General features: G+C 71.1%; 30 protein-coding genes. 15 read left to right on the plus strand and 15 right to left on the minus strand.

Annotation, left to right across the window (positions count from 1 at the left end):
• The first annotated feature begins 252 nt into the window (after nucleotides 1-252).
• A complete protein-coding gene (locus tag ACIHEJ_RS23965) occupies nucleotides 253-1,728 on the plus strand; it encodes a sensor histidine kinase (protein WP_400138550.1) in 1,476 nt (491 codons plus the stop codon).
• Between the two features lie 206 nt (nucleotides 1,729-1,934).
• Here the strand turns inward: ACIHEJ_RS23965 and ACIHEJ_RS23970 are convergent, their stop codons facing one another.
• Nucleotides 1,935-2,192: a WhiB family transcriptional regulator gene (locus ACIHEJ_RS23970; RefSeq protein ID WP_003992873.1), complete on the minus strand. Its 258-nt coding sequence runs from the start codon at nucleotides 2,190-2,192 to the stop codon at nucleotides 1,935-1,937.
• Between the two features lie 319 nt (nucleotides 2,193-2,511).
• Nucleotides 2,512-3,480, minus strand: coding sequence for a diacylglycerol/lipid kinase family protein (locus ACIHEJ_RS23975; protein ID WP_400138552.1), 969 nt, complete (start codon nucleotides 3,478-3,480; stop codon nucleotides 2,512-2,514).
• 157 nt (nucleotides 3,481-3,637) lie between these two features.
• Between ACIHEJ_RS23975 and ACIHEJ_RS23980 the strand changes: the two genes are divergently transcribed.
• A complete protein-coding gene (locus ACIHEJ_RS23980; protein WP_400138554.1) occupies nucleotides 3,638-4,063 on the plus strand; it encodes a hypothetical protein in 426 nt (141 codons plus the stop codon).
• Between the two features lie 2 nt (nucleotides 4,064-4,065).
• On the opposite strand, the gene ACIHEJ_RS23985 is transcribed toward ACIHEJ_RS23980, so the two are convergent.
• The 3 genes from ACIHEJ_RS23985 to ACIHEJ_RS23995 all read right to left on the minus strand — a co-directional run bounded on the left by ACIHEJ_RS23985 (nucleotide 4,066) and on the right by ACIHEJ_RS23995 (nucleotide 6,166).
• Nucleotides 4,066-5,178 carry an RNA polymerase sigma factor SigF gene (locus ACIHEJ_RS23985; RefSeq protein WP_400138556.1) on the minus strand — a complete coding sequence of 371 codons (1,113 nt, stop codon included), beginning with the start codon at nucleotides 5,176-5,178 and terminating at the stop codon, nucleotides 4,066-4,068.
• Between the two features lie 17 nt (nucleotides 5,179-5,195).
• Nucleotides 5,196-5,612 (minus strand): anti-sigma regulatory factor, encoded by a 417-nt coding sequence (locus tag ACIHEJ_RS23990; protein ID WP_030741206.1) that lies wholly within the window; start codon nucleotides 5,610-5,612, stop codon nucleotides 5,196-5,198.
• Between the two features lie 293 nt (nucleotides 5,613-5,905).
• A complete protein-coding gene (locus ACIHEJ_RS23995; protein ID WP_400138558.1) occupies nucleotides 5,906-6,166 on the minus strand; it encodes a UBP-type zinc finger domain-containing protein in 261 nt (86 codons plus the stop codon).
• A gap of 61 nt (nucleotides 6,167-6,227) precedes the next feature.
• On the opposite strand from ACIHEJ_RS23995, the gene ACIHEJ_RS24000 reads away from it, so the two are divergent.
• Nucleotides 6,228-7,811, plus strand: a complete 1,584-nt coding sequence (locus ACIHEJ_RS24000; RefSeq protein ID WP_400138560.1) for a Na+/H+ antiporter — start codon at nucleotides 6,228-6,230, stop codon at nucleotides 7,809-7,811.
• Nucleotides 7,812-7,893: 82 nt separating this feature from the next.
• On the opposite strand, the gene ACIHEJ_RS24005 is transcribed toward ACIHEJ_RS24000, so the two are convergent.
• Nucleotides 7,894-8,790, minus strand: a complete 897-nt coding sequence (locus ACIHEJ_RS24005; protein ID WP_400138561.1) for a 1-aminocyclopropane-1-carboxylate deaminase/D-cysteine desulfhydrase — start codon at nucleotides 8,788-8,790, stop codon at nucleotides 7,894-7,896.
• A 169-nt stretch (nucleotides 8,791-8,959) separates the two neighbouring features.
• Nucleotides 8,960-9,553, minus strand: coding sequence for an N-acetylmuramoyl-L-alanine amidase (locus tag ACIHEJ_RS24010; RefSeq protein WP_400138563.1), 594 nt, complete (start codon nucleotides 9,551-9,553; stop codon nucleotides 8,960-8,962).
• A 301-nt stretch (nucleotides 9,554-9,854) separates the two neighbouring features.
• Between ACIHEJ_RS24010 and ACIHEJ_RS24015 the strand changes: the two genes are divergently transcribed.
• From ACIHEJ_RS24015 to ACIHEJ_RS24030, 4 genes are all read left to right on the plus strand, one after another.
• Nucleotides 9,855-11,261, plus strand: coding sequence for a family 2B encapsulin nanocompartment shell protein (locus ACIHEJ_RS24015; RefSeq protein WP_400138565.1), 1,407 nt, complete (start codon nucleotides 9,855-9,857; stop codon nucleotides 11,259-11,261).
• A 113-nt stretch (nucleotides 11,262-11,374) separates the two neighbouring features.
• Entirely contained in the window at nucleotides 11,375-12,514 is a 1,140-nt protein-coding gene (locus ACIHEJ_RS24020; protein WP_400138567.1) for a family 2 encapsulin nanocompartment cargo protein polyprenyl transferase, read from the plus strand.
• A 227-nt stretch (nucleotides 12,515-12,741) separates the two neighbouring features.
• Nucleotides 12,742-13,074: a DUF952 domain-containing protein gene (locus ACIHEJ_RS24025; protein WP_400138569.1), complete on the plus strand. Its 333-nt coding sequence runs from the start codon at nucleotides 12,742-12,744 to the stop codon at nucleotides 13,072-13,074.
• A gap of 53 nt (nucleotides 13,075-13,127) precedes the next feature.
• Nucleotides 13,128-13,388 carry a hypothetical protein gene (locus ACIHEJ_RS24030; RefSeq protein WP_400138570.1) on the plus strand — a complete coding sequence of 87 codons (261 nt, stop codon included), beginning with the start codon at nucleotides 13,128-13,130 and terminating at the stop codon, nucleotides 13,386-13,388.
• 66 nt (nucleotides 13,389-13,454) lie between these two features.
• Here the strand turns inward: ACIHEJ_RS24030 and ACIHEJ_RS24035 are convergent, their stop codons facing one another.
• The 3 genes from ACIHEJ_RS24035 to ACIHEJ_RS24045 all read right to left on the minus strand — a co-directional run bounded on the left by ACIHEJ_RS24035 (nucleotide 13,455) and on the right by ACIHEJ_RS24045 (nucleotide 15,047).
• Nucleotides 13,455-13,838 (minus strand): hypothetical protein, encoded by a 384-nt coding sequence (locus tag ACIHEJ_RS24035; RefSeq protein WP_400138572.1) that lies wholly within the window; start codon nucleotides 13,836-13,838, stop codon nucleotides 13,455-13,457.
• Nucleotides 13,839-14,164: 326 nt separating this feature from the next.
• The gene (locus tag ACIHEJ_RS24040; protein ID WP_400138574.1) at nucleotides 14,165-14,581 is read right to left on the minus strand and encodes a VOC family protein; all 417 of its coding nucleotides are present in this window, start codon (nucleotides 14,579-14,581) and stop codon (nucleotides 14,165-14,167) included.
• A 67-nt stretch (nucleotides 14,582-14,648) separates the two neighbouring features.
• Complete coding sequence (locus tag ACIHEJ_RS24045; RefSeq protein WP_366013838.1) at nucleotides 14,649-15,047, minus strand: helix-turn-helix transcriptional regulator; 399 nt, start codon at nucleotides 15,045-15,047, stop codon at nucleotides 14,649-14,651.
• Nucleotides 15,048-15,240: 193 nt separating this feature from the next.
• Here ACIHEJ_RS24045 and ACIHEJ_RS24050 point away from each other — a divergent pair, with 193 nt between their 5' ends.
• On the plus strand, nucleotides 15,241-16,395 hold the full coding sequence (locus tag ACIHEJ_RS24050) for an anion permease (protein WP_400138576.1): 1,155 nt from the start codon (nucleotides 15,241-15,243) through the stop codon (nucleotides 16,393-16,395).
• A 16-nt stretch (nucleotides 16,396-16,411) separates the two neighbouring features.
• A complete protein-coding gene (locus ACIHEJ_RS24055; RefSeq protein WP_400138578.1) occupies nucleotides 16,412-16,636 on the plus strand; it encodes a hypothetical protein in 225 nt (74 codons plus the stop codon).
• Between the two features lie 70 nt (nucleotides 16,637-16,706).
• Here the strand turns inward: ACIHEJ_RS24055 and sodN are convergent, their stop codons facing one another.
• Nucleotides 16,707-17,102: a superoxide dismutase, Ni gene (gene sodN / locus ACIHEJ_RS24060; RefSeq protein WP_020136639.1), complete on the minus strand. Its 396-nt coding sequence runs from the start codon at nucleotides 17,100-17,102 to the stop codon at nucleotides 16,707-16,709.
• 145 nt (nucleotides 17,103-17,247) lie between these two features.
• On the opposite strand from sodN, the gene sodX reads away from it, so the two are divergent.
• Nucleotides 17,248-17,682, plus strand: a complete 435-nt coding sequence (gene sodX / locus ACIHEJ_RS24065; protein WP_400138874.1) for a nickel-type superoxide dismutase maturation protease — start codon at nucleotides 17,248-17,250, stop codon at nucleotides 17,680-17,682.
• On the opposite strand, the gene ACIHEJ_RS24070 is transcribed toward sodX, so the two are convergent.
• Nucleotides 17,586-18,215, minus strand: a complete 630-nt coding sequence (locus ACIHEJ_RS24070) for a CGNR zinc finger domain-containing protein (protein WP_400138580.1) — start codon at nucleotides 18,213-18,215, stop codon at nucleotides 17,586-17,588. The genes sodX and ACIHEJ_RS24070 overlap by 97 nt on opposite strands.
• A gap of 101 nt (nucleotides 18,216-18,316) precedes the next feature.
• On the opposite strand from ACIHEJ_RS24070, the gene ACIHEJ_RS24075 reads away from it, so the two are divergent.
• Entirely contained in the window at nucleotides 18,317-19,075 is a 759-nt protein-coding gene (locus tag ACIHEJ_RS24075) for a class I SAM-dependent methyltransferase (protein ID WP_400138582.1), read from the plus strand.
• A gap of 102 nt (nucleotides 19,076-19,177) precedes the next feature.
• On the opposite strand, the gene ACIHEJ_RS24080 is transcribed toward ACIHEJ_RS24075, so the two are convergent.
• Genes ACIHEJ_RS24080 through ACIHEJ_RS24090 form a run of 3 tightly spaced genes read right to left on the minus strand, consistent with a single transcriptional unit; the run spans nucleotide 19,178 to nucleotide 21,895 of the window.
• Entirely contained in the window at nucleotides 19,178-19,939 is a 762-nt protein-coding gene (locus tag ACIHEJ_RS24080; protein WP_400138584.1) for an amino acid ABC transporter ATP-binding protein, read from the minus strand.
• Complete coding sequence (locus ACIHEJ_RS24085; RefSeq protein ID WP_400138586.1) at nucleotides 19,936-20,904, minus strand: amino acid ABC transporter permease; 969 nt, start codon at nucleotides 20,902-20,904, stop codon at nucleotides 19,936-19,938. The genes ACIHEJ_RS24080 and ACIHEJ_RS24085 overlap by 4 nt, the downstream gene beginning before the upstream one ends.
• Before the next feature lie 28 nt (nucleotides 20,905-20,932).
• Entirely contained in the window at nucleotides 20,933-21,895 is a 963-nt protein-coding gene (locus ACIHEJ_RS24090; RefSeq protein ID WP_400138588.1) for an ABC transporter substrate-binding protein, read from the minus strand.
• A gap of 567 nt (nucleotides 21,896-22,462) precedes the next feature.
• On the opposite strand from ACIHEJ_RS24090, the gene ACIHEJ_RS24095 reads away from it, so the two are divergent.
• From ACIHEJ_RS24095 to ACIHEJ_RS24110, 4 genes are all read left to right on the plus strand, one after another.
• Nucleotides 22,463-23,686: an NADP-dependent malic enzyme gene (locus tag ACIHEJ_RS24095; RefSeq protein ID WP_400138590.1), complete on the plus strand. Its 1,224-nt coding sequence runs from the start codon at nucleotides 22,463-22,465 to the stop codon at nucleotides 23,684-23,686.
• A gap of 160 nt (nucleotides 23,687-23,846) precedes the next feature.
• The gene (locus tag ACIHEJ_RS24100; protein WP_400138592.1) at nucleotides 23,847-24,812 is read left to right on the plus strand and encodes a zinc-binding dehydrogenase; all 966 of its coding nucleotides are present in this window, start codon (nucleotides 23,847-23,849) and stop codon (nucleotides 24,810-24,812) included.
• Between the two features lie 115 nt (nucleotides 24,813-24,927).
• Nucleotides 24,928-25,137, plus strand: a complete 210-nt coding sequence (locus tag ACIHEJ_RS24105) for a helix-turn-helix domain-containing protein (protein WP_003997975.1) — start codon at nucleotides 24,928-24,930, stop codon at nucleotides 25,135-25,137.
• Nucleotides 25,137-25,703, plus strand: coding sequence for a Clp protease N-terminal domain-containing protein (locus tag ACIHEJ_RS24110; RefSeq protein ID WP_400138594.1), 567 nt, complete (start codon nucleotides 25,137-25,139; stop codon nucleotides 25,701-25,703). Before ACIHEJ_RS24105 ends, ACIHEJ_RS24110 begins: the two co-directional genes overlap by 1 nt.
• The last annotated feature ends 88 nt before the right edge of the window (nucleotides 25,704-25,791 follow it).

Raw genomic sequence — 25,791 nt, forward strand, 5'->3', positions numbered from 1 at the left:
TAGTCCACAATCGAAGAGAACGAGAACTGCAGACACAAGCCTCCGCCTTCCCCGCACAGGAGGGCGGACCGAGGAACCGGTGCTCTCTGCCCTGACTGCCCCGGCTCCTCGACCTTCGGCCGACCGGGACCGCACACCCCACGGCCGATGATGCTCCGGGCTGCGGTGCCGGGAGGGTTGAGGGTCCCTTCCAGGCGCCGCGGCCCGCGGGTGTTTTCCGGCCATCCGCGGGCCGCGGGTACCCTCGCACACGTGCCCTCCATGAACGAACTGGTCCGCCAGCACACCGCTCTCGACGACTCCGACCTCGAGTGGCTCCACCTGCTGGTCTCGGAGTGGCAGCTGCTCTCCGACCTCTCCTTCGCCGACCTGGTTCTGTGGGTCCCCACCCGGGACGGCACCCGGTACGTCTCGGTCGCCCAGATGCGGCCCAACACCGGCCCCACCTCTTACCAGGACGACATGGTCGGCCACCTGGTCCCGCGCGGCCGGCGGCCCATGCTGGACGCGGCGCTCGACGAGGGCCGGATCGTGCGCGAGGGCGACCCGGAGTGGCGCGAAGAGGTCCCCGTACGGGTCGAGTCCATTCCCGTGCGGCGCGAGGGCCGCGTCCTCGGCGTGATCGCCCGCAACACCAACCTGCTCACCGTGCGCACCCCGAGCCGCCTGGAGCTGACCTATCTCCAGAGCGCCTCCGACCTCGCGCAGATGATCGCAGCAGGATCGTTCCCCTTTCCCGACCAGCAGGTCGACATGGATGCCTCGCCGCGCGCCGGCGACGGTCTGATCCGGGTGGATGCGGACGGCATCGTGCAGTACGCCTCCCCGAACGCCCTGTCCGCCTACCATCGCCTCGGCCTCGCCGCCGACCTGGTCGGCCAGCACCTCGGGCAGACCACCGCCGAACTCGCCCCCACCCGGGGCCCGGTGGACGAGGCGCTCGCCAAGGTGGCCAGCGGCTGGGCGCCGCGCGAGTTCGAGATCGAGGCCAACGACGGGGTCATCCAGTTCCGGACCATCCCGCTCAAGCCCAAGGGCACCCGCATCGGTTCCCTGGTGCTGTGCCGGGACGTGACCGAACTGCGGCGCCGCGAGCGCGAGTTGATCACCAAGGACGCCACCATCCGGGAGATCCACCACCGGGTGAAGAACAACCTCCAGACGGTCGCCGCCCTGCTCCGCCTCCAGGCCCGCCGCATCGACTCCGAGCGCGGCCGCGAGGCCTTGGAGGAGGCCGTGCGCCGGGTCGGCTCGATCGCCATCGTGCACGAGACGCTTTCGCAGAACCTGGACGAGCGGGTGGAGTTCGACGACATCGCCGACCGGGTGCTGGCGATGGTCGCCGAGATCTCGCCGGGCAAGGTGACCGGTCGGCGCACCGGACGGTTCGGCATACTCGACGCCGAGGTCGCCACCCCGCTGTCGATGGTCCTCACCGAAGTACTGCAGAACGCCCTCGAGCACGGCTTCCGGCAGGGCGACACCGGCACGGTCGAGGTCTCCGCGGTCCGTGGCGGCACCACGAAGGAGGCCCGCCTCCTGGTCACCGTCCAGGACGACGGCATGGGCCTGCCCGAGGGCTTCGACCCGCACCGCTCGGGCAACCTGGGCCTGCAGATCGTACGGACGCTGGTGGAGGGCGAGTTGGGCGGTTCGTTCGACATGGTGCCGGCGCCGGAGCGGGGGACCCGCGTGATCCTGGACATTCCGGTGCGCGCGCAGAAGTGAGCCGCTCCCGCGACTCCCGTCGACGCGAAGAGACCCCGGCACAGCAAAAAGCCTCGGACCGCCATCGGTCCGAGGCTCGTGCTCGTTGCTGCTCTGCTTAAATCGCTAAGCGCATCGGGGGATACTGCGCGCTGCGGCTCGGGGGCGGGAGATGCGTACGCGGTGTACGCGCCGCCAAGCTCAGGCTGTCAGCAGGGGTGGGTATGTCAGGCGGAGGCCTGACGGGCCCGGTTGCGGGCGGCACGGCGCTTCATCGCGCGACGCTCGTCCTCGCTGAGACCACCCCAGACGCCGGAGTCCTGACCGGACTCGAGCGCCCACTGCAGACACTGCTCGATCACCGGGCAGCGACGGCAGACGGCCTTGGCTTCCTCGATCTGCAGCAGCGCAGGACCGGTGTTGCCGATGGGGAAGAAGAGCTCGGGGTCTTCCTCGCGGCAAACGGCGTTGTGACGCCAGTCCATGGCTGCTACCTCTCCTTGGTATTACGTGCAAGTTGCTTGTGAATGTGAACGCTTTCACGAATCCCTCAACAAGTGAAGGGCCGACCGCCGAGTCTTCCCCGGCGTGGTCCTTGGTTGAAGAGGGGTTCCGGTGATCAGTGGAGGCCGGTGTTGCGGGCCGTCCCGATCGCCACGTAGAGACTCGCAAACCTCAGCGGCGGATACAACCCCTTCCGGAAAGTTTTTTTTGATTCCTCGGTGTCGACTGGGTCACAGCCGTACTTCCATGGGGTGGATCCTGGCCTAAACGTTCGAGTGAAAGGACTTTCGCCCGTTCCGCTCACACAATCACACGCAGTGCGCGGCGTACGCCTGTGAACGTCACGCTTGTACGCAGTCCCAGGTGGTCACCGTCCATCTGAAGGGGCAGAGGGACCTTCGAATGCAAGGTGAACTGGTCCAGGTCGTGCAGGGAGACGGCGTGCTTGCCATGGGGTCCGCGCTCGGGGGACGAAGTGAGCAACTGGGTGCCATACCGGGCAACCGAGGCCGTGGACAGACGGCTGAGACCGAGCACGTCGATCCCTGTATCGAACGAGGCCTTAGGCGACGTGTACATGGGGCGATTGCCGAGATACGTCCAAGGGGACGTGTTCGAGACTATGGCCACCACAAGATCGTCGATCGGGTCCTCGCCGGGCCGCTCCAGCGTGATCGCGCCGTGCCGGCGGTTCGGCTCGCCGAGGAACTGCCGGACCACCTGGCGCACGTACAGCGCGTGCGTCGACTTCTTGCCGCGCTCGCGCTGCTGCTCGACCCGGCCGACCACCCCCGCGTCGAAGCCGAGCCCCGCGTTGAAGGTGAACCAGCGGTCCGGGACCGCCTCGTCCTCGGTGCCGGGCGTGCCCGAGGTCAGCCCGAGGCCGACGATCCGCTCGCTGCCCTCGCGCAGTGCGTCCAGCAGGGCACCGGTGGCCTCGACGGGATCGTTCGGCAGGCCCAGGGCGCGGGCGAAGACGTTGGTGGAGCCGCCGGGGACGACGGCGAGGCCGGGCAGCCGCTCCGGCGCGGGGCCGGCGTGCAACAGGCCGTTGACGACCTCGTTGACCGTGCCGTCGCCGCCGAGGGCCACCACCAGGTCGATGTCGTCGCTGTCCGCCGCCTGCCGGCCGAGGTCGCGCGCGTGGCCGCGGTACTCGGTGGTGACCGCCTCCAGCTTCATCTCGCTCGCCAGCGCGTGGATCAGCACGTCACGCCTGCGTGCGCTTGTGGTGGTTGCCGCCGGATTGACCACGAGAAGTGCACGCATGGATGGCAGCGTACCTACTGGGGGGTACCCGGCCCATAGCGAGGTAGGGAACAGGTAAGAGGAAGGGGCGTGAACATGAACACGTGGTGCGGGCGGTGTGCGGCGCCTTTCCCGCGCCCCTTCGGGACGGCCGCACCCACCCCGCTACCCTTCTGGGGTGAGCAGTGAGCAGAACCCCGCCCAGGAACCCCGCCCCCGCCGGCTGACGTACGCCGCCGTGCTGGCCGCGCTGGAAGGGGCCGCGCTGCTGGCCGGCGGCCTGTGGGTGCTCGTCCGCGGGATCACCGGTGCCCCGGACGACCGGCAGCAGGCGGTGACGCTCGGGATCACCCTGGCCGTGCTCGCGCTGCTGCCCCTGCTCGCCGCGCGTGGACTGCTGCTGCGGCGCGGCTGGAGCCGCGGCCCCGCGGTGATCACGCAGATCATGGCGCTTCCGGTGGCCTACAACCTGCTCAAGGCCGACAGCGTCGCCATCCCGGCCGGCATCGCGCTCGCGGTGGTCGCCGTGACCGCGCTGGTGCTCCTCGTCAACGCGGAGACGACCCGGGCCCTCGGCATCAAGGGACCGGGCCGGAGCGAATAGGCTCACTCCTCCACGAGCAGCTTCTCCCGCAGCTGGGCCAGGGTGCGGGCCAGCAGCCGGGAGACGTGCATCTGCGAGATGCCGACCTCCTGCGCGATCTGCGACTGGGTCATGTTCCCGAAGAAGCGCAGCAGCAGGATCCGCTTCTCCCGCGGCGGGAGGTCCTCCAGCAGCGGCTTGAGGGACTCGCGGTACTCCACGCCCTCCAGCGCCTCGTCCTCCGCGCCGAGGGTGTCGGCCACCGCCGGGGACTCGTCGTCGGTGTCGGGGACGTCCAGGGACAGCGTGGAGTAGGCGTTCGCCGACTCCAGGCCCTCCAGGACCTCCTCCTCGGAGATGGCGAGCTTCTCCGCCAGCTCGTGCACCGTCGGGGAGCGGCCGTGCAGCTGGGACAGCTCGGCCGTCGCCGTGGTCAGTGCCAGTCGCAGCTCCTGCAGCCGGCGCGGCACGCGCACCGCCCAGCCCTTGTCGCGGAAGTGCCGCTTGATCTCGCCGACCACGGTGGGGGTGGCGTATGTGGAGAACTCCACACCGCGCTCCGGATCGAACCGGTCGACGGACTTGATGAGTCCGATCGTCGCGACCTGGGTGAGGTCGTCCAGCGGCTCGCCGCGGTTGCGGAATCGGCGGGCCAGGTGCTCCACGAGCGGGAGATGCATACGGACCAGCTGGTTGCGCAGCTCGGCGTACTCCGCGCTGCCCGCGTTCAGCTTGCGCAGCTCGACGAACATCGCCCGCGCGCCGCTGCGGTCCTGAGGGTCGTGCGGTACGGCCTGCACGGCCTCCGTGCCCGGCGCCTCGTCCTCCGCATATCGCTCGTGCTCGCTCATCGTCCCGCCCGTAGCCCTTCCCCGAGCCCTCGCCCCCGTACGGACGGCGGAGGAGGTCCCGCCCTGTCCCTCCGGCGGCGCGGCCTGTGCGGCATCGTCACCACCGGCCGGCGCGGAGTGGTCCTCCGGGTGTGGCCTGGCCTGTTCGGGGATGCCGTCGATGCCGTCCGCCATGCGCCGGGAACCGCCCAGAGGGCTCTCCCCGGGGGTCTCGGCCGTGCTCGCCCAGGGGGCACTCCCGTCCCCGGCGGGCAGCTCCCGTGTGCCGCGCTCTTCGTCCCGCACCGGACCGTCCCCGTTCCTCACGCCGGGCCGGGGCCCGCGCCGCGCTGTTTGTAGAGGCTGATCGACACCGTCTTGTCCTCGTCGACGGCGGACGAGACCTTGCCTGCGAGGGCCGACAGCACGGTCCACGCGAAGGTGTCCCGCGAGGGCGCGTGACCGTCCGTGGTCGGTGCCGAGACCGTGACCTCCAGCGAGTCGTCGACGAGCCGGAAGACACAGCTGAGCACGGAGCCGGGAACGGCCTGCTGGAGCAGGATCGCGCAGGCCTCGTCCACGGCGATGCGCAGGTCCTCGATCTCGTCCAGGGTGAAGTCCAAGCGGGCCGCCAGACCGGCCGTGGCCGTCCGCAGCACCGACAGGTAGGCACCCGCAGCCGGCAGCCGGACTTCCACGAAGTCCTGATTCGCCGTGGGCTCGCCTGCGATCTGGGACACCCTCACCTCCATGGTGGTACAAGCTTTACGGGGCCGAGGGTCGCCCCCCGGGCTAACGCGTACGTGGTTCCGCGGTGACGCTATCGCGCTCCGAACGTTTCTGTCCCCGGGACCCCGACCCCCTGGCGTCACTCACAGTAAAGCTGCGGATACGCTCCGTGTCTAGGGGGTTCGCGCGCCCAAATGGGAAGAGCGCGCGCCGGGTTGACGTACCCAGACGTCAGACGCTCGAACCGTCGTGCGGCCGCTCCGCATGCAGTGTCACACGAGAACCTGCCCGAGCGGGAACACGATCAGACGAGCACGTGGTCCACGAAGCACCACCGCCAGTCCTCGCCGGGCTCGAAGGTCCGCATCACCGGGTGCCCGGTCTGCGCATGATGCTCCGTGGCGTGCCTGCCCGGCGAGGAGTCGCAGCAGCCGACGTGCCCACAGGTGAGACACAGCCGCAGCTGCACCGGGTGGGTGCCGTCGCGCCGGCACTCGGGGCAGGTCTTGTCGAGCGGCTCCGGCTCCGGCTGCGGCAGCGCGTCGGCGTGCGTGCACTGTTTCATGATTGCCAGATTACGACGGGTGTGCGGGTGGCCGCGCGGAAAACAAGGGTGGGCGAGAACCATGGACGTGATGCCGCTGTTGTTGCTGGTGGCGGGCAGCGCGGCGGTCGCCGCGGCGGCCCGGCGCACCCCCGCGCCGGCGCCCCTGCTGCTGGTCGCCGTCGGCCTGGCGGTGTCCTACCTCCCCGGGGTGCCGTCGTACACCCTGGATCCGGAGGTCGTACTGCCGCTGCTGCTGCCCCCGCTGCTGTACACCTCCGCGTCCGACAGTTCCTATCTCGATCTCCGGGCGCAGCTGCGGCCGGTGGCGCTGCTGTCGGTGGGGTACGTGCTCTTCGCGACCGTCGTCGTCGGCTGGGCCGCCTATCTGCTGATCCCCGGGCTGCCGCTGCCCGCCGCGCTGGTGCTGGGCGCGGTGGTGGCACCGCCGGACGCGGTGGCGGCGACCGCGGTCGCGCGCCGGGTCGGCCTGCCCTCCCGGATCACCACGATCCTGCAGGGCGAGTCCCTGCTGAACGACGCCACCGCGATCACCGCCTACAAAGTGGCGCTCGGCGCGGCCGTCGGTGCGGGCGCCACCTGGGCGGGCGGGATCAGCGAGTTCCTGCTCGCCGCGGTCGGCGGCGTGGGCATCGGCCTCGTCCTCATGGCCCCGTTGCACTGGCTGCGCACGCACCTGACCGAGCCGCTGCTGCAGAACACCCTCTCGCTGCTGATCCCGTTCGTCGCCTACGGGGTCGCCGAGCAGGCACACGCCTCCGGGGTCCTCGCGGTCGTGGTCGTGGCCCTCTATCTCGGGCACCGCGCGTGGGAGGTCGACTTCGCCACCCGCCTGCAGGAGGAGGCGGTGTGGAAGATGGTCGCCTTCATCCTGGAGTCCGCGGTGTTCGCCCTGATCGGCCTGCAGCTGCCGGTCGTCCTCAAGCGGCTCGGCGAGTACGAGGGCTCCACCGCGGCCTGGTACGCGGTGGCCGTCTTCCTCGTCGTCGTCGCGACCCGGTTCGTCTGGGTGTATCCGGCGGCCTTCGTGCCCCGGCTGCTGTCCAGCCGCATCAGGGAGCGCGAGGAGAACCCGACGTGGCGGGGCGCCATGGTCACCGCGTGGGCCGGCATGCGCGGGGTGGTCTCCCTGGCCATCGCCTTCGCCATCCCGGCGACCATGAGCGCCGGCCCGCGCAACCTGATCCTCTTCCTGACCTTCACCACGGTCATCGGCACCCTGGTGGTGCAGGGCGTGACACTGCCCCCGCTGATCCGTCTGCTGCGCTTCCCGAGCCGCGACCGGCAGGCCGAGACGCTCGCCGAGGCCAACGCCCAGGCGCAGGCCTCCCGGGCCGCCGAGAGCCGCCTGGACGACCTCCTCTCCGACGAGCGCAACGCCCTGCCGCCGCCGCTCGCCGACCGGCTGCGCCAGGTCCTGGAGCGCCGCCGCAACGCCGTGTGGGAACGCCTCGGCCAGACCAACCCGGTCACCGGCGAGTCCGTGGACGACACCTACCGCCGGCTGTCCCGGGAGATGATCAGCGCCGAACGCGAGGTGTTCGTCAGACTCCGCGACCTGCGCTACATCGACGACGAGATGCTGCGCGCCCTGCTGCGGCGCCTGGACCTGGAGGAGGCGGCGGCCTACCGGGAGACGGCGTAGTCGCCGGTCAGGGCCGACCGGTCCGGTCCGGTCCCTCGAGCCGGGCACATCAGCCAGGGTGGGCGCCGGGCACGGCCGGCCGTCACCCGGTGAAAGGCGCGCCTGTGATCACGGCGGCCACGGCCGTTCCCCGTGCGAAGGCGTCCTCCGCCGCCAGGGTGGCGAGGGCGTACAGCATCTTGGCGACATAGAGACGTTCGACGGGCAGCCCATGACGGTCCTCGAAATCCTGTGCGAACGCCTTGAGTTCCGGTGTCGTACGGGCGTAACCGCCGCAGTGGAAGCGGTCGTCGAGGGACCAGGTGCCGGCGCGGGCACCGAAGGCACGTTCCTGCAGGGCCTGTACGTCGGCCTCCAGGAAGCCGCCCCTGAGCACCGGTACGCCGAGCGCGCGCTGCCCGGGCCCCAGTCCGGCCGCCAGCCCCGCGAGGGTGCCGCCGGTGCCGCAGGCGACCGCCGCCACGTCCACGAGGCCGCGCAGCTCCCCGCCGAGGGCCCGGCAGCCGTGGACCGCCTCGGCGTTGCTGCCGCCCTCGGGGACGACATACGCCTCCTCGGCGCCGGCCGCGCGCAGGATCGCGGCCAGGGTGTCCGGCTCGGCCTTGCGGCGGTACGCCGATCTGTCGACGAAGTGCAGGCGCATGCCGTCGGCCGCGCACCGGGCCAGGGACGGGTTGAGCGGGCGGTCGGCCAGCTCCTCGCCGCGGACCACGCCGGTGGTCGGCAGCCCGAGCAGGCGGCCCGCGGCAGCGGTGGCCCGCAGGTGGTTGGACCAGGCCCCGCCGAACGTGACCAGCGGCCGGCCCGCCGCCGCCTCGATGTTCGGCACCAGCTTGCGCCACTTGTTGCCGATCAGCTCCGGGTGGATCAGATCGTCCCGCTTGAGCAGCAGACGGAGCCCGCGCCGGGCGAAACGGTCGTCCCGCACCTCCTGGAGGGGGGAGGGGAGGCGCGGGAGGAGCTGCTCGGGGCTGGTCACGCCGTCATTGTCGCGCTGCGCCCGGACCGGGTGGAGGCGGGGCCCGGGCGGAGAGGGGGGCCTGCGGAGGAAGGAACGGGCGGAGGCGGGTGGCAGCGCCTCGAAGGCGGACCGCACGACCAGCCCCCACGCACCCGTACCCGGGGGCCGGTCCGCGGCCCCGGCCGCGCTACCCCTTCAGCCGCTCCGCGACCCGCTCCCGCAGCCGGTCCATGCCGAACCCCCTCGGATCCACCTTCCCCGGCTGCCACTCCAGGTGGCCGATGACCGACCTCCCGGACCAGCCGTGCGCCCGGCACACACCGGCGGCGGCCCGTACGATCGCGTCCAACTGGGCCGCCGGCCAGGGGTCCTCGCCGTCGCCCAGGTTCTCGCACTCGAAGCCGTAGAAGTGCCGGTTGCCGTCGGTGTTCGCCTCGTTGTCGGACGGCAGCCCCTGCTCCGCGATCACCGCACGCAGCACCTCGTCGTCCCCGAGCCCCGCGTGGTTGGCGCGGCCGTAGCCGACCAGGTGAACCGAGCCGTCCTTGGTGATCACACCGTGGCACAGCGGGCCGGGCAGCGCCGTGTGACCGTCCCGGCAGAGCTGCACCGTGTGCGCGCTGCCGGAGGTCACCGTGTGATGGATCATCACGCCGTGGACGGGCCCCCACGGGCCCTTGTGATTGCGGTTGTGGTTCCGCCAGTCGCCGACCTCGACGACCGCGAGACCCTCCGCCCGCAGCGCGTCCAGAAATCCGCTCGCGGACATGGGTGGGGCCATGCCGCCTCCTTCGTGTCGTGCCCGTCGGCCGCCGAGAGCGACCGTTTCGTCCTGCTCGCTTTTACCGAAAACGGACGTCCCGGACCATCTCGTTCGCACGCCGTGCGAGCCGATCCGGACAGATCGCGCAGGTCGCAGGCCTGCGGGCACAGGGGCGAGATCCCTCTTCGTGCCCAGTAATCCGATGATCCATTCCCGCTCTTTCGGGTAATGGCGTGACCACGTTGCGTGATGGAAGCCTCGTGGGTGAGACCGGTGCCGGTGCGATACGGCATCGGGCAACATGGGAGGACGTTTCTCTATGTCGGTAGGCGACGAGGTCCGCACGGAACAGGGCAAGCCGCAGCAGTCCCTCGGCACGGCGGCCGCGCGGAATCTGGCCACGACCACCAAGTCCGTTCCGCAGATGCAGGAGATCAGCTCCCGCTGGCTGCTGCGTACGCTTCCCTGGGTGGACGTCCAGGGCGGCACGTACCGGGTCAACAGGCGGCTGACCTACGCCGTCGGCGACGGCCGCATCACCTTCGTGAAGACCGGGAACCAGGTCGAGGTCATCCCGGCCGAGCTCGGCGAGTTGCCGGCCCTGCGCTCGTACGAGGACGACGAGGTGCTGACGGAGCTGGCCCGCCGCTGCCGCCAGCACGACTTCGCGCCCGGCGAGGTGATCGCCGACTTCGGCAACCAGGCCAACCAGGTGTACCTGCTCGCCCACGGCCGGGTCGAGAAGGTCGGTACCGGCCCCTACGGCGACGACGCCGTCCTCGGAGTCCTCGCCGACGGCGCCTACTTCGGTGACCAGGCCCTGCTGGACCCGGACGCCATCTGGGAATACACCGTCCGCGCGGGCACCGCGACCACGGTCCTCATCCTCAGCCGCAACGACTTCGAGCAGGTCGCGGAGCGCTCCGACTCGCTGCGTGCCCACCTCGAGCAGGTGCGCTCGATCCCCGAGCAGCGGACCAACAAGTACGGCGAGAAGGAGGTCGCGCTGGCGGCCGGTCACTCCGGCGAGCCCGACATCCCGCACACCTTCGTCGACTACGAGTCCCGGCCGCGCGAGTACGAACTCAGCATCGCCCAGACCGTGCTGCGCATCCACACGCGCGTGGCCGACCTGTACAACCAGCCGATGAACCAGACCGAGCAGCAGCTCCGGCTCACCGTCGAGGCGTTGAAGGAGCGCCAGGAGCACGAGCTGGTCAACAATCGCGAGTTCGGCCTGCTCCACAACTGCGAGTACGACCAGCGGCTCCAACCGCACGACGGCGTGCCCAGCCCCGACGACATGGACGAGCTGCTCAGCCGCCGCCGCGGCACCAAGCTGTTCCTCGCCCACCCGCGCGCGATCGCCGCGTTCGGACGCGAGCTGAACAAGCGCGGACTGGTCCCGGAGACCGTCGAGATCGCGGGCAACCGCATCCCCACCTGGCGCGGGGTGCCGATCTACCCGTGCAACAAGATCCCGGTCAGCGACGCCCGTACGACCTCGATCATCGCGATGCGTACCGGCGAGTCGGAGCAGGGCGTCATCGGTCTCAGGCAGTCCGGTGTCCCCGACGAGATCGAGCCGAGCCTGTCCGTCCGGTTCATGGGCATCAACGAACAGGCCGTCATCAAGTACCTCGTGACGGCCTACTACTCGGCGGCCGTCCTGGTGCCCGACGCGCTGGGGGTGCTGGAGAACGTCGAGATCGGCCGGTGGAGGTGACGTTTCCGCACGTCGCCGCCGTGTCCCCGCCCGCCGGCAGGGGTAAACCCTCGGAACACGCGTCCGTCCGGGCCGGTGCCGCCGGCGTCCGCGGACACGGCGAGGGGGGAGACATGGCCGAGTTCATGGCGCAGACCGGACAGCGTGCCCCATGCGTACCGCGGCCCGGCACGGTGGGGGAGCGGCGGGAGCGGGGCGGTGACGCGGCCGCGGGCCCGCTCGACGGGCAGGAGGCGGCGGCGCTGCTGGGACGCACCCGCGCCCTGGTCGACCCGGAGCTGCGCGCGGCCGTCGAATCGCTGCCCGGCTCCATGCGCCGGATCGCGCTCTACCACTTCGGCTGGCAGCACGCGGACGGCAGCCCGGCGGGCGGCGCCGCCGGCAAGGCGATAAGGCCCGCGCTCGTCCTCGCCGCGGCCGACGCGCTCGGCGGCCCGGCGGCCCGGGCGGCGGCCGTCCGGGCCGCGGCGGCGGTCGAACTGGTCCACAACTTCACGCTGTTGCACGACGACGTGATGGACCGGGACACCTCCCGCCGGCACCGTCCGACGGCCTGGACCGTGTTCGGCGACGCCGACGCGATCCTCGGCGGGGACGCCCTCCAGGCGCTCGCCCTGCGGCTGCTGGCCGAGGACCCGCACCCGGCCTCCGTCCCGGCCGCGGTACGGCTCGCGGACTGTGTCGTGGAGCTGTGCGCCGGCCAGCACACCGACACCGACCTCGAGGACCGCGCCCCTGACGAGGTCACCCTCGACGAGGTGCTCGCCATGGCCGAGGCGAAGACCGGCGCCCTGCTGGGCTGTGCCTGCGCGCTCGGCGCGCTGTACGCGGGCGCCGGTGCGGAGGAGGTGGACGCGCTGGACGGCTTCGGCCGTCAGGCCGGGCTCGCCTTCCAGCTGATCGACGACGTCATCGGGATATGGGGCGACCCGCGGCACACCGGCAAGCCGGCCGGCGCGGACCTCGCGGCCCGCAAGAAGTCCCTGCCGGTGGTGGCGGCGCTCGGCTCCGGCACCCCGGCGGCGGCCGAACTCGCCGCGCTGTACGGGAAGCCGTACGTCGCCGGGGACGCCGAGGGCATCGCGCGCACGGCGCTGGCCGTGGAGCGGGCGGGCGGCCGGGACTGGGCGCAGGCAGAGGCGGCCGACCGGATGGCCCGCGCCGTACAGGAGCTGAGCCGCGCGGTCCCCGACCCGGAGACGGCGGGGGGTCTGCTGGCCCTCGCCGAGTTCGTGACCCGGCGCAGCAGCTGAGCGCTGCCGCCCGCCGGACAGGCCCCGGAGCCCCGACCCCGTGCGGTTCCTGACCCCGCGCGGCCATCGGGGCTCCGGCCAGGCGGGCCCCGCACATCCCCACAATGTGCGGGGCCCGCCCTCACACGCGCTCCACGGCGCCGGCGTCCACCGACACCGCTCCACACCGCTGACGCACGCGGGTATTTCGGCAACCGGCCGGATCGCCGGGCCGATAGCGTGGGCCCATGCCGAAACTGCCCCGCATCTTCCACATCACCGAGCGCTCCCTGTGGGAGGCGGCCCGCGGGCGTGGCGCCTACGAGGTGTCGACCCGGGGCCGCACCCTCCAGGAGGAGGGCTTCATCCACTTCTCCACCCGGGAGCAGCTCCCGCGCATCGCCGCGTTCCTGTACGGCGACTACGACGGCCCGGACGAACTGGTGGTGCTGGTCGTCGACCCGGCCCTGGTGGGCGTGCCGGTGAAGTACGAGTCGGCGGAACCGGGCGGCGAGGAGTTCCCGCACGTGTACGGGCCGGTGCCGGCCGAGGCCGTGGTCGACGTGGAGCCCTGGGGGTGATGCGGGCGGGGGGCGCGCGTCGGTGGTGGCGGTGGGCGGTGACGGTGTGGGCGGTGGCCGTCGCCGTCGGGGGCGGACTCACCCTGTGGCTGCGGGCCGAGACCCGGCCGGCCGGGCCGTACGTCTGGGAGAACGGGAACGGCTCCGCACCCCCGGCGGACGGGAGGCCGCTGAGTGACGAGGGCACGGACGGGGACCGGCAGGGCTGTCCGCCGGAGCCTCGGACCGGGGCGGCCTCGGCGTCTCCCACCGGTTCGGCCCCGGAGCCCCGCGCCACCCTGCTCGTGTGCGCCTACGCGCGACCGGACCGCTGACCGCCGGCCGGCAGGCCACCCGTCTCCGGATCCCGCCCGATGAGGCAGTGCGTGCCGCCGGCCGGGTCACGCATCACCGCCCAGTGGGCGCCCTGCCGGAGGAGGACTCCCCCCTGCCGCTCGTGCCGGGGCACGGACCGCGGCGATGTCCGCGCAGCCCGGATCCAGGCGGGCGGCGACGGGACGCTCGTCGTCGAGCCGCTGGAGCAGGATCCGGACGGGCAGGCCCGCCGATGGCGCGAGCGTGACGAAGTCCGGCCGGGAGCCGGTGCGTTCCTGCCGGCCGGTGAGCCGGGCCCGGAAGGCCGACTCGGTGGCGTACACGGACGGCGGGATGTCGAGACACACCCGGTCCAGCCCACTGCCCGCCACGACGGCGGCCGCACCGACTCCCCGTGCCGCGGCACGGCGCAGAACAACTGCCCGGCCGGTGAGCGCCGCACGGCCCACGCGCCGTGGTCCGCCACGACGTCGGCGCCGAGGCCACGGGGCCGTGCCGACCAGCTCCCGGACGTCCTCGGCGCAGAGGTCGAGGTGGCACCGCCGTCCCCGTCGGCGACGCCCTGGAGCTTCCCGCAGGCGTCCGTGCCCTCGGGCAGCAGGGTCGCGAACTCGCCCGGCTCGCCGCGCGGTTCGGAGAGCCGGGCGCCGGTGACGGCCGTCCGGAAGGCGCGTGCCCCGGGCAGGCGGGGGGTGGGGCGGTCGACGAGGCGTAGGTCCAGCGGATGATCACGAAGGGGAGTGCAGGTGCCGGTCCGCCGGCCCGCGGGAGTGGTTCATCCCGCCGGCCGCTGCAGGAAGCGGAGCTGGTTGCCCGCCGGGTCCCGGAAGGCGCAGTCGCGCACCCCGTACGGCTGGTCCGTCGGCTCCTGCAGCACATCGGCTCCGGACTCCCGCACCCGCTCGTACAGCGCGTCGCAGTCCTCGGTGGTGAAGATCACCCCGCGCAGCATGCCCTTGGCGAGCAGCTCGGCGAGCGCCTGCCGGTCGGCGGGGGAGGCGTCCGGGTTGGCGCCCGGCGGCTCCAGCACGATCTCGACGTCCGGCTGGAGCGGCGAGCCCAGGGTCACCCAGCGCATGTTCTCGAAGCCGACGTCGTTACGGACCTCCAGGCCGAGCACGTCACAGTAGAAGGCGAGGGCCTTGTCGTGGTCGTCCACGGCGATGAAGCACTGCTTGAGTTTCACGTCCATGACGTCACGCTAGGCCTCTTCGGGCCGCCATGCGCGGGAGTCGGGACGCGGGGGACCCGGTGCGGGCTCAGTAGGGCCGTCGGCGCGGGCGGGTGAAGGTACGGGCCACGCAGGACGGGATCACCGCGCTCTCCTGGTGGTCGCGGGCCCGGTAGGCGCTCGGTGTCTCGCCGACCAGCTCGGTGAACCGGGAGCTGAAGGAGCCCAGCGAGGTACAGCCGACGGCGAGGCACACGTCGGTCACGCTGAGGTCGCCCCGGCGCAGCAGCGCCTTGGCCCGCTCGATCCGCCGGGTCATCAGGTAGCTGTACGGCGTCTCCCCGAAGGCCTTGCGGAAGCTGCGCTGGAAGTGACCGGGGGACATCAGGGCGTCGCGGGCCAGTGCGGCCATGTCGAGCGGCTCGGCGTACTCGCGGTCCATACGGTCGCGCACCCGGCGCAGTCGTCTGAGGTCCTCCAGGGTCATGCCCTTCAGCTTGGCACAGACGGCTGTCCGCGAGGACCGGCCGAGGTTGAACGCCCCGTCGTAAGGTCGCCCGCTGAACGATCGCGCGGACAGAACGAGTTCGCACAGAACCTCACACCAGACTTCCCCGATTTCGACGGAGCGTTTGCTTCCAGTTGTCCTGGTATTGGCCTGCCCTTGCTTGCCTTGAGGGATGGACCACATCACGTTCCTCGTGGCGGTCGTCATCGTCACGGCACTGGCGTTCGACTTCACGAACGGCTTCCACGACACCGCGAACGCGATGGCCACCTCCATCGCCACCGGCGCGCTGAAGCCGAGAACCGCCGTCCTGGTCAGCGGCGTCCTCAATATCGCCGGCGCGTTCCTCTCCACCGAGGTGGCCAGGACGATCTCCGGCGGCATCGTGGACGAGACCCTCGTCAGCCCCGGAATGATCTTCGCCGGGCTGGTCGGGGCGATCCTGTGGAACCTGGTGACCTGGCTGGCGGGGCTTCCCTCCAGCTCCTCCCACGCCCTGTTCGGCGGTCTGATCGGTGCGGTCCGGGTCGGTGCGGGCGCGGGCGGCGTGCACTTCGACAAGGTGGTCGAGAAGGTGCTGATCCCGGCCGTGGCCTCCCCGGTGGTGGCCGGTGCGGCCGCCCTGGCCGCCACCTACCTCGCCTACAAGCTCTCCGCCCGGGCCCGTCAGGAGTCGGTGACGAAGGGATTCCGCCTCGGCCAGATCGCCTCCGCCTCCCTGGTCTCCCTCGCGCACGGCACGAACGACGCGCAGAAGACCATGGGCGTGATCACGCTGACCCTGATCACGGCGGGTGCGCTCGGCCCTGACGCGGGCCCGCCGGTCTGGGTCGTCGGCACGGCCGGTCTCGCCATCGGCCTGGGCACCTACCTGGGCGGCTGGCGGATCATCCGCACCATGGGCAAGGGGCTGGCGGAGATCCGGTCACCGCAGGGGTTCGCCGCCGAGACGGCCTCCACGACCGTGATCCTCACCTCCGCCCACCTGGGCTTCGCCCTGTCCACCACCCAGGTCGCCTCCGGCAGCATCCTCGGCGCGGGCCTCGGCCGGCGGCTCGCGGAGGTCCGCTGGGGCGTGGCCGGCCGGATGGTCCTGGCCTGGCTGATCACCCTGCCCGCCGCCGCCCTGGCCGGCGGCCTCGCCGCGAGCGTGGTCAAGCACGGCGGGAACGTCGGCACGGTCGTCATCGCCCTGGTGGCCCTGGCCCTCGCCGCGGCCGTCTTCGCCGCGGCCCGCCGCAACCCGGTGGGTGCCGACAACGTCAACGACCATCACGAGGTCACCCTCCGCACCCCGGCCCCGACCCACGTCGGTACGGCCGCCTGAACTCCGGGAGCCCTTCATGCACGTGGACTGGTCCGCCCTCGGCCGGGTTGCCGCCGTCAGCCTCGGTGTCACCGTCGCCGTGGTCGTCGTCTTCACCCTCGGCGTCCTGGGCCTCGCCCGTCCGGGCCCCACCCGCTCGGACACGTCCGCCCTGGGCCGGACCCAGGCGGCGCTGTGCTTCCTGGCCTGCGCGGCGGTGGTGGCGTACGGGATCTTCCTGATCGTGCCGCAGTTCCACTGACAGGCCGCCGGTACAGGCAAGGGGCCCGACCGGAGAACCGGTCGGGCCCCTTTCAGGGGAGGAGAGGGCCTCAGGCCTTCTTGGTCTCCCAGAAGATCTTGTCGATCTGGGCGATGTAGTCCAGCGCCTTCTGGCCCGTCGCCGGGTCGGTGGACGCCTTGGCGGCCGAGAGGGCCTTCAGGGTGTCGTTGACCAGCTGGTGCAGCTCCGGGTACTTCTCGAAGTGCGGGGGCTTGAAGTAGTCGCTCCAGAGGACGGAGACGTGGTGCTTCGCGAGCTCCGCGCGCTGCTCCTTGATGACAGTGGCGCGCGCCTGGAAGTGGGGGTCGTCGTTGGCGGCCATCTTCTCCTGGACGGCCTTCACCGACTCCGCCTCGATGCGGGCCTGGGCCGGGTCGTACACGCCGCAGGGCAGGTCGCAGTGGGCGCTGACCTTGACCTTGGGGGCAAACAGGCGGGAAAGCATGGAGCATTCCTTCCTCGTGATCGTCTTCTCAGGTGCGACATTACTCCCTGAGGGACCGGTTTTCGTGAGTGCCCCCTAGGGCTTAGGACAAAAGTCCAGGGTGAGACTGAGACTGGTGGAGGAACGGACCGGGGAGGTGCCGGGGATGCCGGAGCTGTCGCAGGAGACCGAGCGGGGGAGGGCCGCTGCGCCGTTCGGGCTGGCCGAGGTGACGGGGCCGTCCATGGTGCCCACCCTCCGGCACGGGGACCAGCTGGTGGTGCGCTACGGGGGCGTGGTCCGGGCCGGTGACGTCGTGGTCCTGCGTCATCCGTTCCAGCAGGACCTGCTGGTCGTCAAGCGGGCGGTGGAGCGGCGTGACGGCGGCTGGTGGGTGCTCGGGGACAACCCCTACGCGGGCGGGGACAGCACCGACTACGGGGTCGTACCGGAGGAGTTGATCCTGGGCCGGGCCTGGTTCCGGTACCGGCCGTTGCGGGCCGGTCAGCGCTCGCCGCTGGCGCTGGTGCGCTGGGCGTTCTCGGCCGCCAGGCCGCTGCTGCCGGACCGGTCGGCCTCCAGGCGCTTGCGGGCCCGGTAGGCGGCCACGTTGGCGCGGGTGGCGCAGCGGTCGGAGCAGTAGCGCCGGGAGCGGTTGGTGGAGGTGTCCAGGTAGGCGTTGCGGCAGGGGGTCGCCTCGCAGACGCCGAGGCGGTCCACGCCGTACTCGGTCAGGTGGAAGGCGAGACCCATCGCCGCGATCGCCGCGTACCCGGCGGTGGCGTTGGACGGGTGATCGGCCAGGTGCATGTGCCACAGCGGGCGGCCGTCCTCGTCCCGGAAGTCGTGCCCGGAGATCTGCGGGCTCACCGGGAACTCCAGCAGCAGCGAGTTCAGCAGGTCCACGGCGAGCGTCTCGTCGCCCTGGTCGGCGGCCTCGAAGACCGAGCGCAGCCTTGACCGTACCGACCGGAAGCGGGTGACGTCGGCGTCGGTGGCACGGCGGGCCGCCGACGCGTTGCCGCCGAAGAGGTCGCGGACGGCCTCGACCGAGGTCAGGGAGTCCTTGCCCCGGGCCGGCTCCTCGCTGTTGACGAGACGGACGGCGTAATCCGAGTAATAGGCCAGTTCCACTTGTTGTCCTTACGAGGGCGCTTTATGGTCGAGTCTGCGGTCGGGGTAACAGCCGGTCGTGCATCCAGGGTATTACGCGCTCCGGAGGGAGAGAGGGTTCCATGGCCACGAGCACCGGAACCGACTGGGCGGCCTGGCAGCGGAGCTGGGACCGCCAACAGGAGTGGTACATGCCGGACCGCGAGGATCGCTTCAGAATCATGCTCGACCTGGTCGAGGCGCTCGTCGGTACCGCTCCACGCGTGCTCGACCTCGCGTGCGGCACCGGCAGCATCACCGCCCGGCTGCTCACCCGGTTCCCCGAGGCCACCAGCACCGGCGTCGACCTCGACCCGGCCCTGCTCGCCATCGCACGCGGCACCTTCGAGGGCGACGGCCGGGTCTCGTTCGTCGCCGCCGACCTCAAGGACCCCGAGTGGCCGGCGAGACTGCCGTACGACTCCTACGACGCCGTCCTGACCGCCACGGCCCTGCACTGGCTGCACAGCGAACCCCTCGCGGCCCTCTACGGTCAGGTCGCGGGGCTGGTCCGCGACGGCGGTGTCTTCATGAACGCGGATCACATGATCGACGAGACCACGCCGCGGATCAACGCGGCGGAGCGGAGTCAGCGGCACGTGCGCATGGATCAGGCCAAGAAGGAGGGCGCCCTGGACTGGGCCGAGTGGTGGCAGCTGGCGGCGCAGGACCCGGTCCTCGCCGAGCCCACCGCGCGCCGCTTCGAGATCTACGGCGAGCATGCCGACGGGGACACGCCGCCGCCGGCCTGGCACGCGCGCACTCTGCTGGCGCAGGGCTTCGACGAGGCCAGGCCGGTGTGGTGCTCGCCGTCGGACACGCTGCTCCTCGCCCTGAAGTAGGCCGCCGTACGACGAAAGGGGCGGTACGAGTACTCGTACCGCCCCTGTTCCGTCACCGCCCGCCGACCCGGCGGGGCGTCACAGCACCTTGGACGCGGAGCGTCACAGCACCTTGGACAGGAACGACTGCGTCCGCTCGTGCTGGGGGTTCGTCAGGACCTCCCGCGGATGGCCCGACTCGACCACCACGCCCTCGTCCATGAAGACCAGGCTGTCGCCCACCTCGCGGGCGAAGCCCATCTCGTGGGTGACGACGACCATGGTCATGCCCGACTCGGCGAGGTCCCGCATGACGTCCAGGACGTCACCGACCAGCTCCGGGTCCAGTGCCGAGGTCGGCTCGTCGAACAGCATCAGCTTCGGGTCCATCGCGAGCGCCCGGGCGATCGCCACGCGCTGCTGCTGGCCGCCGGAGAGCTGCGAGGGATAGTGCCCGGCCCGGTCGGCCAGGCCCACGCGCTCCAGCAGCTGCATCGCCCGCTCCCGGGCCTGAGTCCTGGGCACGCCCTTCACCTGGACCGGCGCCTCCATGACGTTCTCGACGGCCGTCATGTGCGGGAACAGGTTGAAGCGCTGGAAGACCATGCCGATGTCCCGGCGCTTCAGGGCGACCTCGCGGTCGCGCAGCTCGTACAGCTTGTCGCCCTGCTGGCGGTAACCGACCAGCTCGCCGTCGACGTACAGCCGGCCCGCGTTGATCTTCTCCAGGTGGTTGATGCACCGCAGGAAGGTCGACTTGCCGGAACCGGAGGGGCCGATGAGGCAGAAGACCTCGCCCGGCTTCACCTCCAGGTCGATGCCCTTGAGCACTTCGACCTGGCCGAAGGACTTGTGCACGCCCTCGGCCTTCACCATGGCGTTCATCGCACGCTCCTGTTGCCGCCGAGGTTGAGCAGATTGGCCCTGACCTTCTGCCACGGGGTGGGCGGCAGGCTGCGGGACGAGCCGCGGGCGAAGCGGCGTTCCAGGTAGTACTGGAAGACGCTGAACACACTGGTCATCACCAGGTACCAGATGGAGGCGACGAACAGCATCTCCATCACGGCGTACGACGTGGAGCCGATCGTCGAGGTGGCGCGCAGCAGCTCGGGGTACGTGACCGCGTAGACCAGCGACGACGTCTTCAGCATGTTGATGAACTCGTTGCCGGTCGGCGGCACGATCACCCGCATGGCCTGGGGGATGACGATCCGGCGCAGCGTCTTGGCGTGGCTCATGCCGAGCGCGTGCGCGGCCTCGGTCTGGCCGTCGTCGACGGCCAGCAGTCCGGCACGGCAGATCTCGGCCATGTACGCGGCCTCGTTGAGGCCCAGGCCCAGCAGGGCGCACATGAACGGCGTCATCACGTCCGTCATCTCGTCCTTGTAGATCGGACCGAGGTTCAGGACGGGGAAGATGAGCGCCAGGTTGAACCAGAGCAGCAGCTGGACGTAGACCGGCGTGCCGCGGAAGAACCAGATGTAGACCCAGGCCACCCAGCTCGTCACCGGGTTCTTCGACAGCCGCATCACGGCCAGCACGATGCCGAGGACCACGCCCAGGATCATCGCGAGCACGCTGATCAGCAAGGTCCGGCCGGCGCCCGCGAGCACCGTGGAGTCGAACAGCTTGTCGCCGACCGCGTGCCACTGGATCTTGTCGGCCGTGGCGAAGGCGTTGATCAGCAGCGCGACCAGGGCCAGGACCACGACCGCGCTGACGTAGCGGCCCCAGTGGCGGACCGGAATCGCCTTGATCGTCTCCGGGGGCGCCGGGTGGCCGCCGGGCTCCTTGGAGACGGTGGCCGACGGCGTCGCGTCGGCCGGCGTCTTGTCGAGATTGTCAGTCACCGTGACTGCCTTTCAGCGTTCTCGGCAGTCACTTGCCGCCGTTGACGGCGGCCTTGTCGATGGCGCCGCTCTGAGCGCCCCACTTCTCGAGGATCTTCTTGTACGTGCCGTCCTCGATGATCGCGCCGACGGCGGCCTGCAGGGCGCTGGTGAGCTGCTTGTTGTCCTTGTTCACGGCGATGCCGAAGGGGCCGGCGTCGACCTGCTCGCCGACGACCTCGAAGGCCTTGCCCCCGTCGGCCTTGCGGGCCAGGTCGACCGCGACCGGGTAGTCGTTGACGCCGGCCACCGCGCCGCCCGACTTCACGCGGGTCTGGGCCTCGGTGTCGTTGTCGAACGACTCGATCGTGATCTTCTTCTTGCCGCCGTCCGTACAGGCCTTGGACTGCTTCTGCAGCAGCTGCTCGTACGTGGTGCCGTGCTGCACGGCCGCGGTCCGGCCGCAGAGGTCCGCGATCGAGCCGATCTTCTTCGGGTTGCCCTTCTGCACGTACACCGCGGTGCCGGCCGTGAAGTAGTCGACGAAGTCGACACCCGGTCCGAGCTTCTTGCCCTTGTCGTCCAGGCCCTGCTGGCGCGCCTTGGTGTCCGTTATGGAGGAGATCGCCACGTCGTAGCGACCGGAGTTCAGCGAGGTGATCAGGCCGTCGAAGGAGCCGGAGGTGAACTTGAACGTCACGCCCAGCTTCTTGCCCAGCGCTGCGGCGATGTCGGGGTCCACGCCGACGATGTCGCCGCCCTCCTGGTACTCCATCGGCGCGTATTCGGCGTTGGTGCCGACCTGGATGACGCCCTTGTCCTGGATCGCCTTCGGCAGCTTCGAGAACAGGGGAGCAGTGGCGGCCTTGCCGGACGCGGAGGAGTCGCCCTTGCCGCTGTTGGTCTGGTCACCGCAGCCGGTGAGCAGCAGGGCGCCTGCGACCGCTATCGCACCGGCCGCGGCCAGACGGGAGCGCGCGGCGGTCGTACGACGGGTGGAGCTTGCGGTCATCGTGGTTCCTCCGGCGGATGGGAAGAGGGCCGATGGGTCGACTCAGACACACACCTTCGGGTGTCGCGACCTCGTGGGTTTACCGCATCTTGCCATTCGGACTACGCCGTTCAGGTGGGTCGCTGTGTCAAAATCGGATAACGGGTGACCCCCGAACCCCGTCAGCGCGGTGCATCTGCGGCAGTTGGCCCCGCACCATCTGCGGGAATCCCCTCCTGGAGCCGGAAAATCTTCGCCCCGTCTCAGGATGTGGTCGAACGGAGCCGTGGCCTTTCCCACCACGCAAGACCCTTGCCGACGCACGTTGCCGTCCTGTCAGACGCATGTCATGCGCCCGTGGCATTCCGGTCCCGTGATGTGACCTTGCACCTATTGGACTCGTCGCGGGCACCGTCCGTCCGGTAAGAAGGTTCTTTACACCCCTCATCCGGGGCTCAGGGCGCGTGTGCGGCGCGCCCGTCGCGTATGACCCGTACGTATCCGCAATCGGGCCGTGCGCGGTGCCCGCCCACCCCTCACCAGGAGTGGTCGACCCTCAAACCATGCATACCTAAGGGGTAAAACAAAGTGGCAGCGGAGATCGTCAATCCTCGCAGCGACAGCAATACGGACCAGGACGGCGGGGCGGAGCCCCTCGATTCCTTCGATCCGGCGTTCGCGCTGCACCGCGGCGGCAAGATGGCCGTGCAGGCCACCGTGCCGGTCCGCGACAAGGACGACCTTTCCCTCGCGTACACGCCCGGCGTCGCGCGCGTGTGCACCGCGATCGCGGAGCAGCCGGAGCTGGTCAACGACTACACGTGGAAGTCCTCGGTGGTCGCCGTCGTGACCGACGGTACGGCCGTGCTCGGACTCGGGGACATCGGTCCCCAGGCCTCCCTCCCCGTGATGGAGGGCAAAGCGATCCTGTTCAAGCAGTTCGGCGGGGTCGACGCGGTTCCGATCGCGCTCGACTGCACCGGCGTGGACGAGATCGTCGAGACCGTCGTCCGGCTGGCCCCGTCCTTCGGCGGAGTGAACCTGGAGGACATCTCGGCGCCCCGGTGCTTCGAGATCGAGCGCCGGCTGCAGGAGGCCCTCGACATTCCGGTCTTCCACGACGACCAGCACGGCACGGCCGTCGTGACGCTCGCGGCGCTCCGGAACGCGGCCCGCCTCAGCGGGCGTGAGATCGGGCAGCTGCGGGCCGTCATCTCGGGCGCCGGCGCGGCCGGTGTCGCCATCGCCAAGATGCTGATCGAGGCCGGCATCGGGGACGTGGCCGTGGCGGACCGCAAGGGCGTCGTCTCGGCCGGGCGGGAGGACCTGACGCCGGTCAAGCGCGAGCTGGCCGGGTTCACCAACAAGGCCGGCATCACCGGCTCGCTGGAGGACGCCCTCGCGGGCGCCGACGTCTTCATCGGCGTCTCCGGCGGTACGGTGTCGGAGGAGGCCGTGGCCTCCATGGCCGAGGGCGCCTTCGTGTTCGCCATGGCCAACCCGAACCCCGAGGTGCACCCGGACGTCGCCCACAAGTACGCGGCGGTCGTCGCGACCGGGCGGTCGGACTTCCCGAACCAGATCAACAACGTGCTGGCCTTCCCGGGCATCTTCGCGGGCGCGCTGCAGGTGCGGGCGACCCGGATCACCGAGGGCATGAAGATCGCCGCCGCCGAGGCGCTGGCCGCGGTGGTCGGTGACGACCTCGCCGCCGACTACGTGATTCCTTCGCCGTTCGACGAGCGGGTCGCTCCCGCCGTCACGGCCGCGGTGGCCGCGGCTGCTCGCGCCGAGGGTGTCGCGCGTCGCTGACGTCGCGCGGAAGGGGCCCCGTCCGTCCGGGCGGGGCCCTTTTCCTTTGCCGCTCCTTTCGCCTGCCGGGCTGCGCTGGACGGGTGCCCCTGCGCAAGAGGGCATGTGTCACAGACCCGCGCCGTTCCGTCGGCTGATCAGTGCACCTATCGTCGGCTGCATGTTCGCTGCCTACGCCGCCCGCATCGACCGTGACCAGCCGCTCAGCGGCCTCGAGTTGGGGGAGCGTCCGGCTCCCGAGGCCCGCCCCGGCTGGAGCACCGTCACCGTGCGCGCCGCCTCCCTCAACCATCACGACCTCTGGTCCCTGCGGGGCGTCGGCCTCCCGGAGGACCGGCTGCCGATGATCCTCGGCTGCGACGCCGCCGGGATCGACGAGGACGGCAACGAGGTCGTCCTGCACTCCGTCATCGGCCAGACCGGCCACGGTGTCGGACCGGACGAGCCGCGCTCCATCCTCACCGAGCGCTACCAGGGCACCTTCGCCGAGCAGGTCGCCGTGCCGACCTGGAACATCCTGCCCAAGCCCAAGGAGCTGTCCTTCGCCGAGGCCGCCTGCCTGCCCACGGCATGGCTGACGGCGTACCGGATGCTCTTCACCAACGCCGGGGTACGACCCGGGGACTCGGTCCTCGTGCAGGGCGCGGGCGGCGGGGTCGCCACGGCCGCGATCGTGCTCGGCAAGGCGGCAGGGCTCCGTGTCTTCGCCACCAGCCGGGACGAGGCCAAGCGCAAGCGGGCGCTGGAGCTGGGTGCCGTCGAGGCGGTGGAGCCGGGGGCCCGGCTGCCGCAGCGGGTGGACGCCGTGATCGAGACCGTCGGTGCCGCCACCTGGTCCCACTCGGTGAAGTCGCTGCGGCCCGGCGGGACCGTCGTCATCTCCGGCGCCACCAGCGGGGACCGGCCCTCGCACGCCGAGCTGACCCGGATCTTCTTCCTGGAGCTGAAGGTCGTCGGCTCGACCATGGGCACCAAGGACGAGCTGGAGGACCTGCTGTCCTTCTGCGCCGCGACCGGCGTACGGCCCGTCATCGACGAGGAGCTGCCGCTGGACCGGGCCCGCGAGGGCTTCGAACGGCTCGCGTCGGGCGAGCAGTTCGGGAAGATCGTGCTGACCAACTCCTGAGGTGATGTCAGGAATGGACCGCTGAGGGCGGGTCCGGTGACCGGACCCGCCTTTTTCCTGTCCGTGATGTCAATGAAGGTTGACACAAGAGAGTATGTCAACCTATGTTGACACCATGACGGAGGCAACCGATCTCGCCGAGCGTGCCGGCGATCGCGACCCGCGGGTGGGACTGCGGGCCGTCGCCGCACTGCGCAGGCTGCTGGAGCAGCTGGAGGCGGTACAGGTGCGCAGTGCGCGCAATCAGGGCTGGTCGTGGCAGGAGATCGCGGCGGAGCTCGGTGTCAGCAGGCAGGCCGTGCACAAGAAGTACGGGAGGCGTTGATGTTCGAGCGGTTCACGAAGGATGCCCGGGCCGTGGTCGAGGGGGCGTTCGCGCAGGCGGAAGGCGCGGGGGCGCAGGCCGTCGACGCCGAGCATCTGCTGCTCGCCCTCCTCGACCGCGAGGGCAGCCGCGCGTCCTTCGCGCTGGCGGCCCTGGGGCTCGGGGAGCGCCGGCAGGCGGTACGGCAGGCCCTGGGCGAGGCGCGCCGGCGTGCGGGGCTCACCCGGGCCGACGCGGACGCGCTGGCGGGGCTGGGGATCGACGTGTCCGAGATCGTGGCCCGGGTGGAGGAGGTGCACGGCGTCGGAGCGATGTCCGGCGACCGGAGCGACGGGCGGTGGTGGTCGGGGCGCCGGCCGCGCTTCAGCCGGGGTGCGAAGGACGTACTGGAGAGGTCCCTGCGCATCGCCCTGGCCCACCGCGACCGGCACATCGGCGACGAGCACCTGTTGCTGGCACTCACCGTCCTGCCCGGGGCCCCGGCCGAGACACTGGCCGACCACGGTGTGACACACGAGTCGCTGATCCGGGTGCTGTACGGCGGCGGCGAGGCGAAGGCGGGCTGAGGGCCGGCGCCTGCCCGCCGGCCTGTCGCCGTCCCGGCGTACGACGTCCTGGCGCCTTCCGCCCGGCCTTTCCGCCCGGCCTTTCCGC

Origin of the sequence: Streptomyces sp. NPDC052301 (assembly GCF_044593395.1) — a bacterium.
Lineage (GTDB): Bacteria > Actinomycetota > Actinomycetes > Streptomycetales > Streptomycetaceae > Streptomyces.

Excerpts from the sequence above, each read along its gene's own strand:
- ACIHEJ_RS24020 (WP_400138567.1), top strand. The coding sequence starts at position 11,375 with ATGGCCGAGTTCATGGCGCAGACCGGACAGCGTGCCCCATGCGTACCG.
- sodX (WP_400138874.1), top strand. The coding sequence starts at position 17,248 with ATGCCGGAGCTGTCGCAGGAGACCGAGCGGGGGAGGGCCGCTGCGCCG.
- ACIHEJ_RS24015 (WP_400138565.1), top strand. The coding sequence starts at position 9,855 with ATGTCGGTAGGCGACGAGGTCCGCACGGAACAGGGCAAGCCGCAGCAG.
- ACIHEJ_RS24000 (WP_400138560.1), top strand. The coding sequence starts at position 6,228 with ATGGACGTGATGCCGCTGTTGTTGCTGGTGGCGGGCAGCGCGGCGGTC.
- ACIHEJ_RS23970 (WP_003992873.1), bottom strand. The coding sequence starts at position 2,192 with ATGGACTGGCGTCACAACGCCGTTTGCCGCGAGGAAGACCCCGAGCTC.
- ACIHEJ_RS24045 (WP_366013838.1), bottom strand. The coding sequence starts at position 15,047 with ATGACCCTGGAGGACCTCAGACGACTGCGCCGGGTGCGCGACCGTATG.
- ACIHEJ_RS24025 (WP_400138569.1), top strand. The coding sequence starts at position 12,742 with ATGCCGAAACTGCCCCGCATCTTCCACATCACCGAGCGCTCCCTGTGG.
- ACIHEJ_RS24080 (WP_400138584.1), bottom strand. The coding sequence starts at position 19,939 with ATGAACGCCATGGTGAAGGCCGAGGGCGTGCACAAGTCCTTCGGCCAG.
- ACIHEJ_RS24040 (WP_400138574.1), bottom strand. The coding sequence starts at position 14,581 with ATGGACGTGAAACTCAAGCAGTGCTTCATCGCCGTGGACGACCACGAC.
- ACIHEJ_RS24105 (WP_003997975.1), top strand. The coding sequence starts at position 24,928 with ATGACGGAGGCAACCGATCTCGCCGAGCGTGCCGGCGATCGCGACCCG.
- ACIHEJ_RS24090 (WP_400138588.1), bottom strand. The coding sequence starts at position 21,895 with ATGACCGCAAGCTCCACCCGTCGTACGACCGCCGCGCGCTCCCGTCTG.
- ACIHEJ_RS24050 (WP_400138576.1), top strand. The coding sequence starts at position 15,241 with ATGGACCACATCACGTTCCTCGTGGCGGTCGTCATCGTCACGGCACTG.
- ACIHEJ_RS24100 (WP_400138592.1), top strand. The coding sequence starts at position 23,847 with ATGTTCGCTGCCTACGCCGCCCGCATCGACCGTGACCAGCCGCTCAGC.
- sodN (WP_020136639.1), bottom strand. The coding sequence starts at position 17,102 with ATGCTTTCCCGCCTGTTTGCCCCCAAGGTCAAGGTCAGCGCCCACTGC.
- ACIHEJ_RS24010 (WP_400138563.1), bottom strand. The coding sequence starts at position 9,553 with ATGGCCCCACCCATGTCCGCGAGCGGATTTCTGGACGCGCTGCGGGCG.
- ACIHEJ_RS23975 (WP_400138552.1), bottom strand. The coding sequence starts at position 3,480 with ATGCGTGCACTTCTCGTGGTCAATCCGGCGGCAACCACCACAAGCGCA.
- ACIHEJ_RS24075 (WP_400138582.1), top strand. The coding sequence starts at position 18,317 with ATGGCCACGAGCACCGGAACCGACTGGGCGGCCTGGCAGCGGAGCTGG.
- ACIHEJ_RS24110 (WP_400138594.1), top strand. The coding sequence starts at position 25,137 with ATGTTCGAGCGGTTCACGAAGGATGCCCGGGCCGTGGTCGAGGGGGCG.
- ACIHEJ_RS23995 (WP_400138558.1), bottom strand. The coding sequence starts at position 6,166 with ATGAAACAGTGCACGCACGCCGACGCGCTGCCGCAGCCGGAGCCGGAG.
- ACIHEJ_RS24055 (WP_400138578.1), top strand. The coding sequence starts at position 16,412 with ATGCACGTGGACTGGTCCGCCCTCGGCCGGGTTGCCGCCGTCAGCCTC.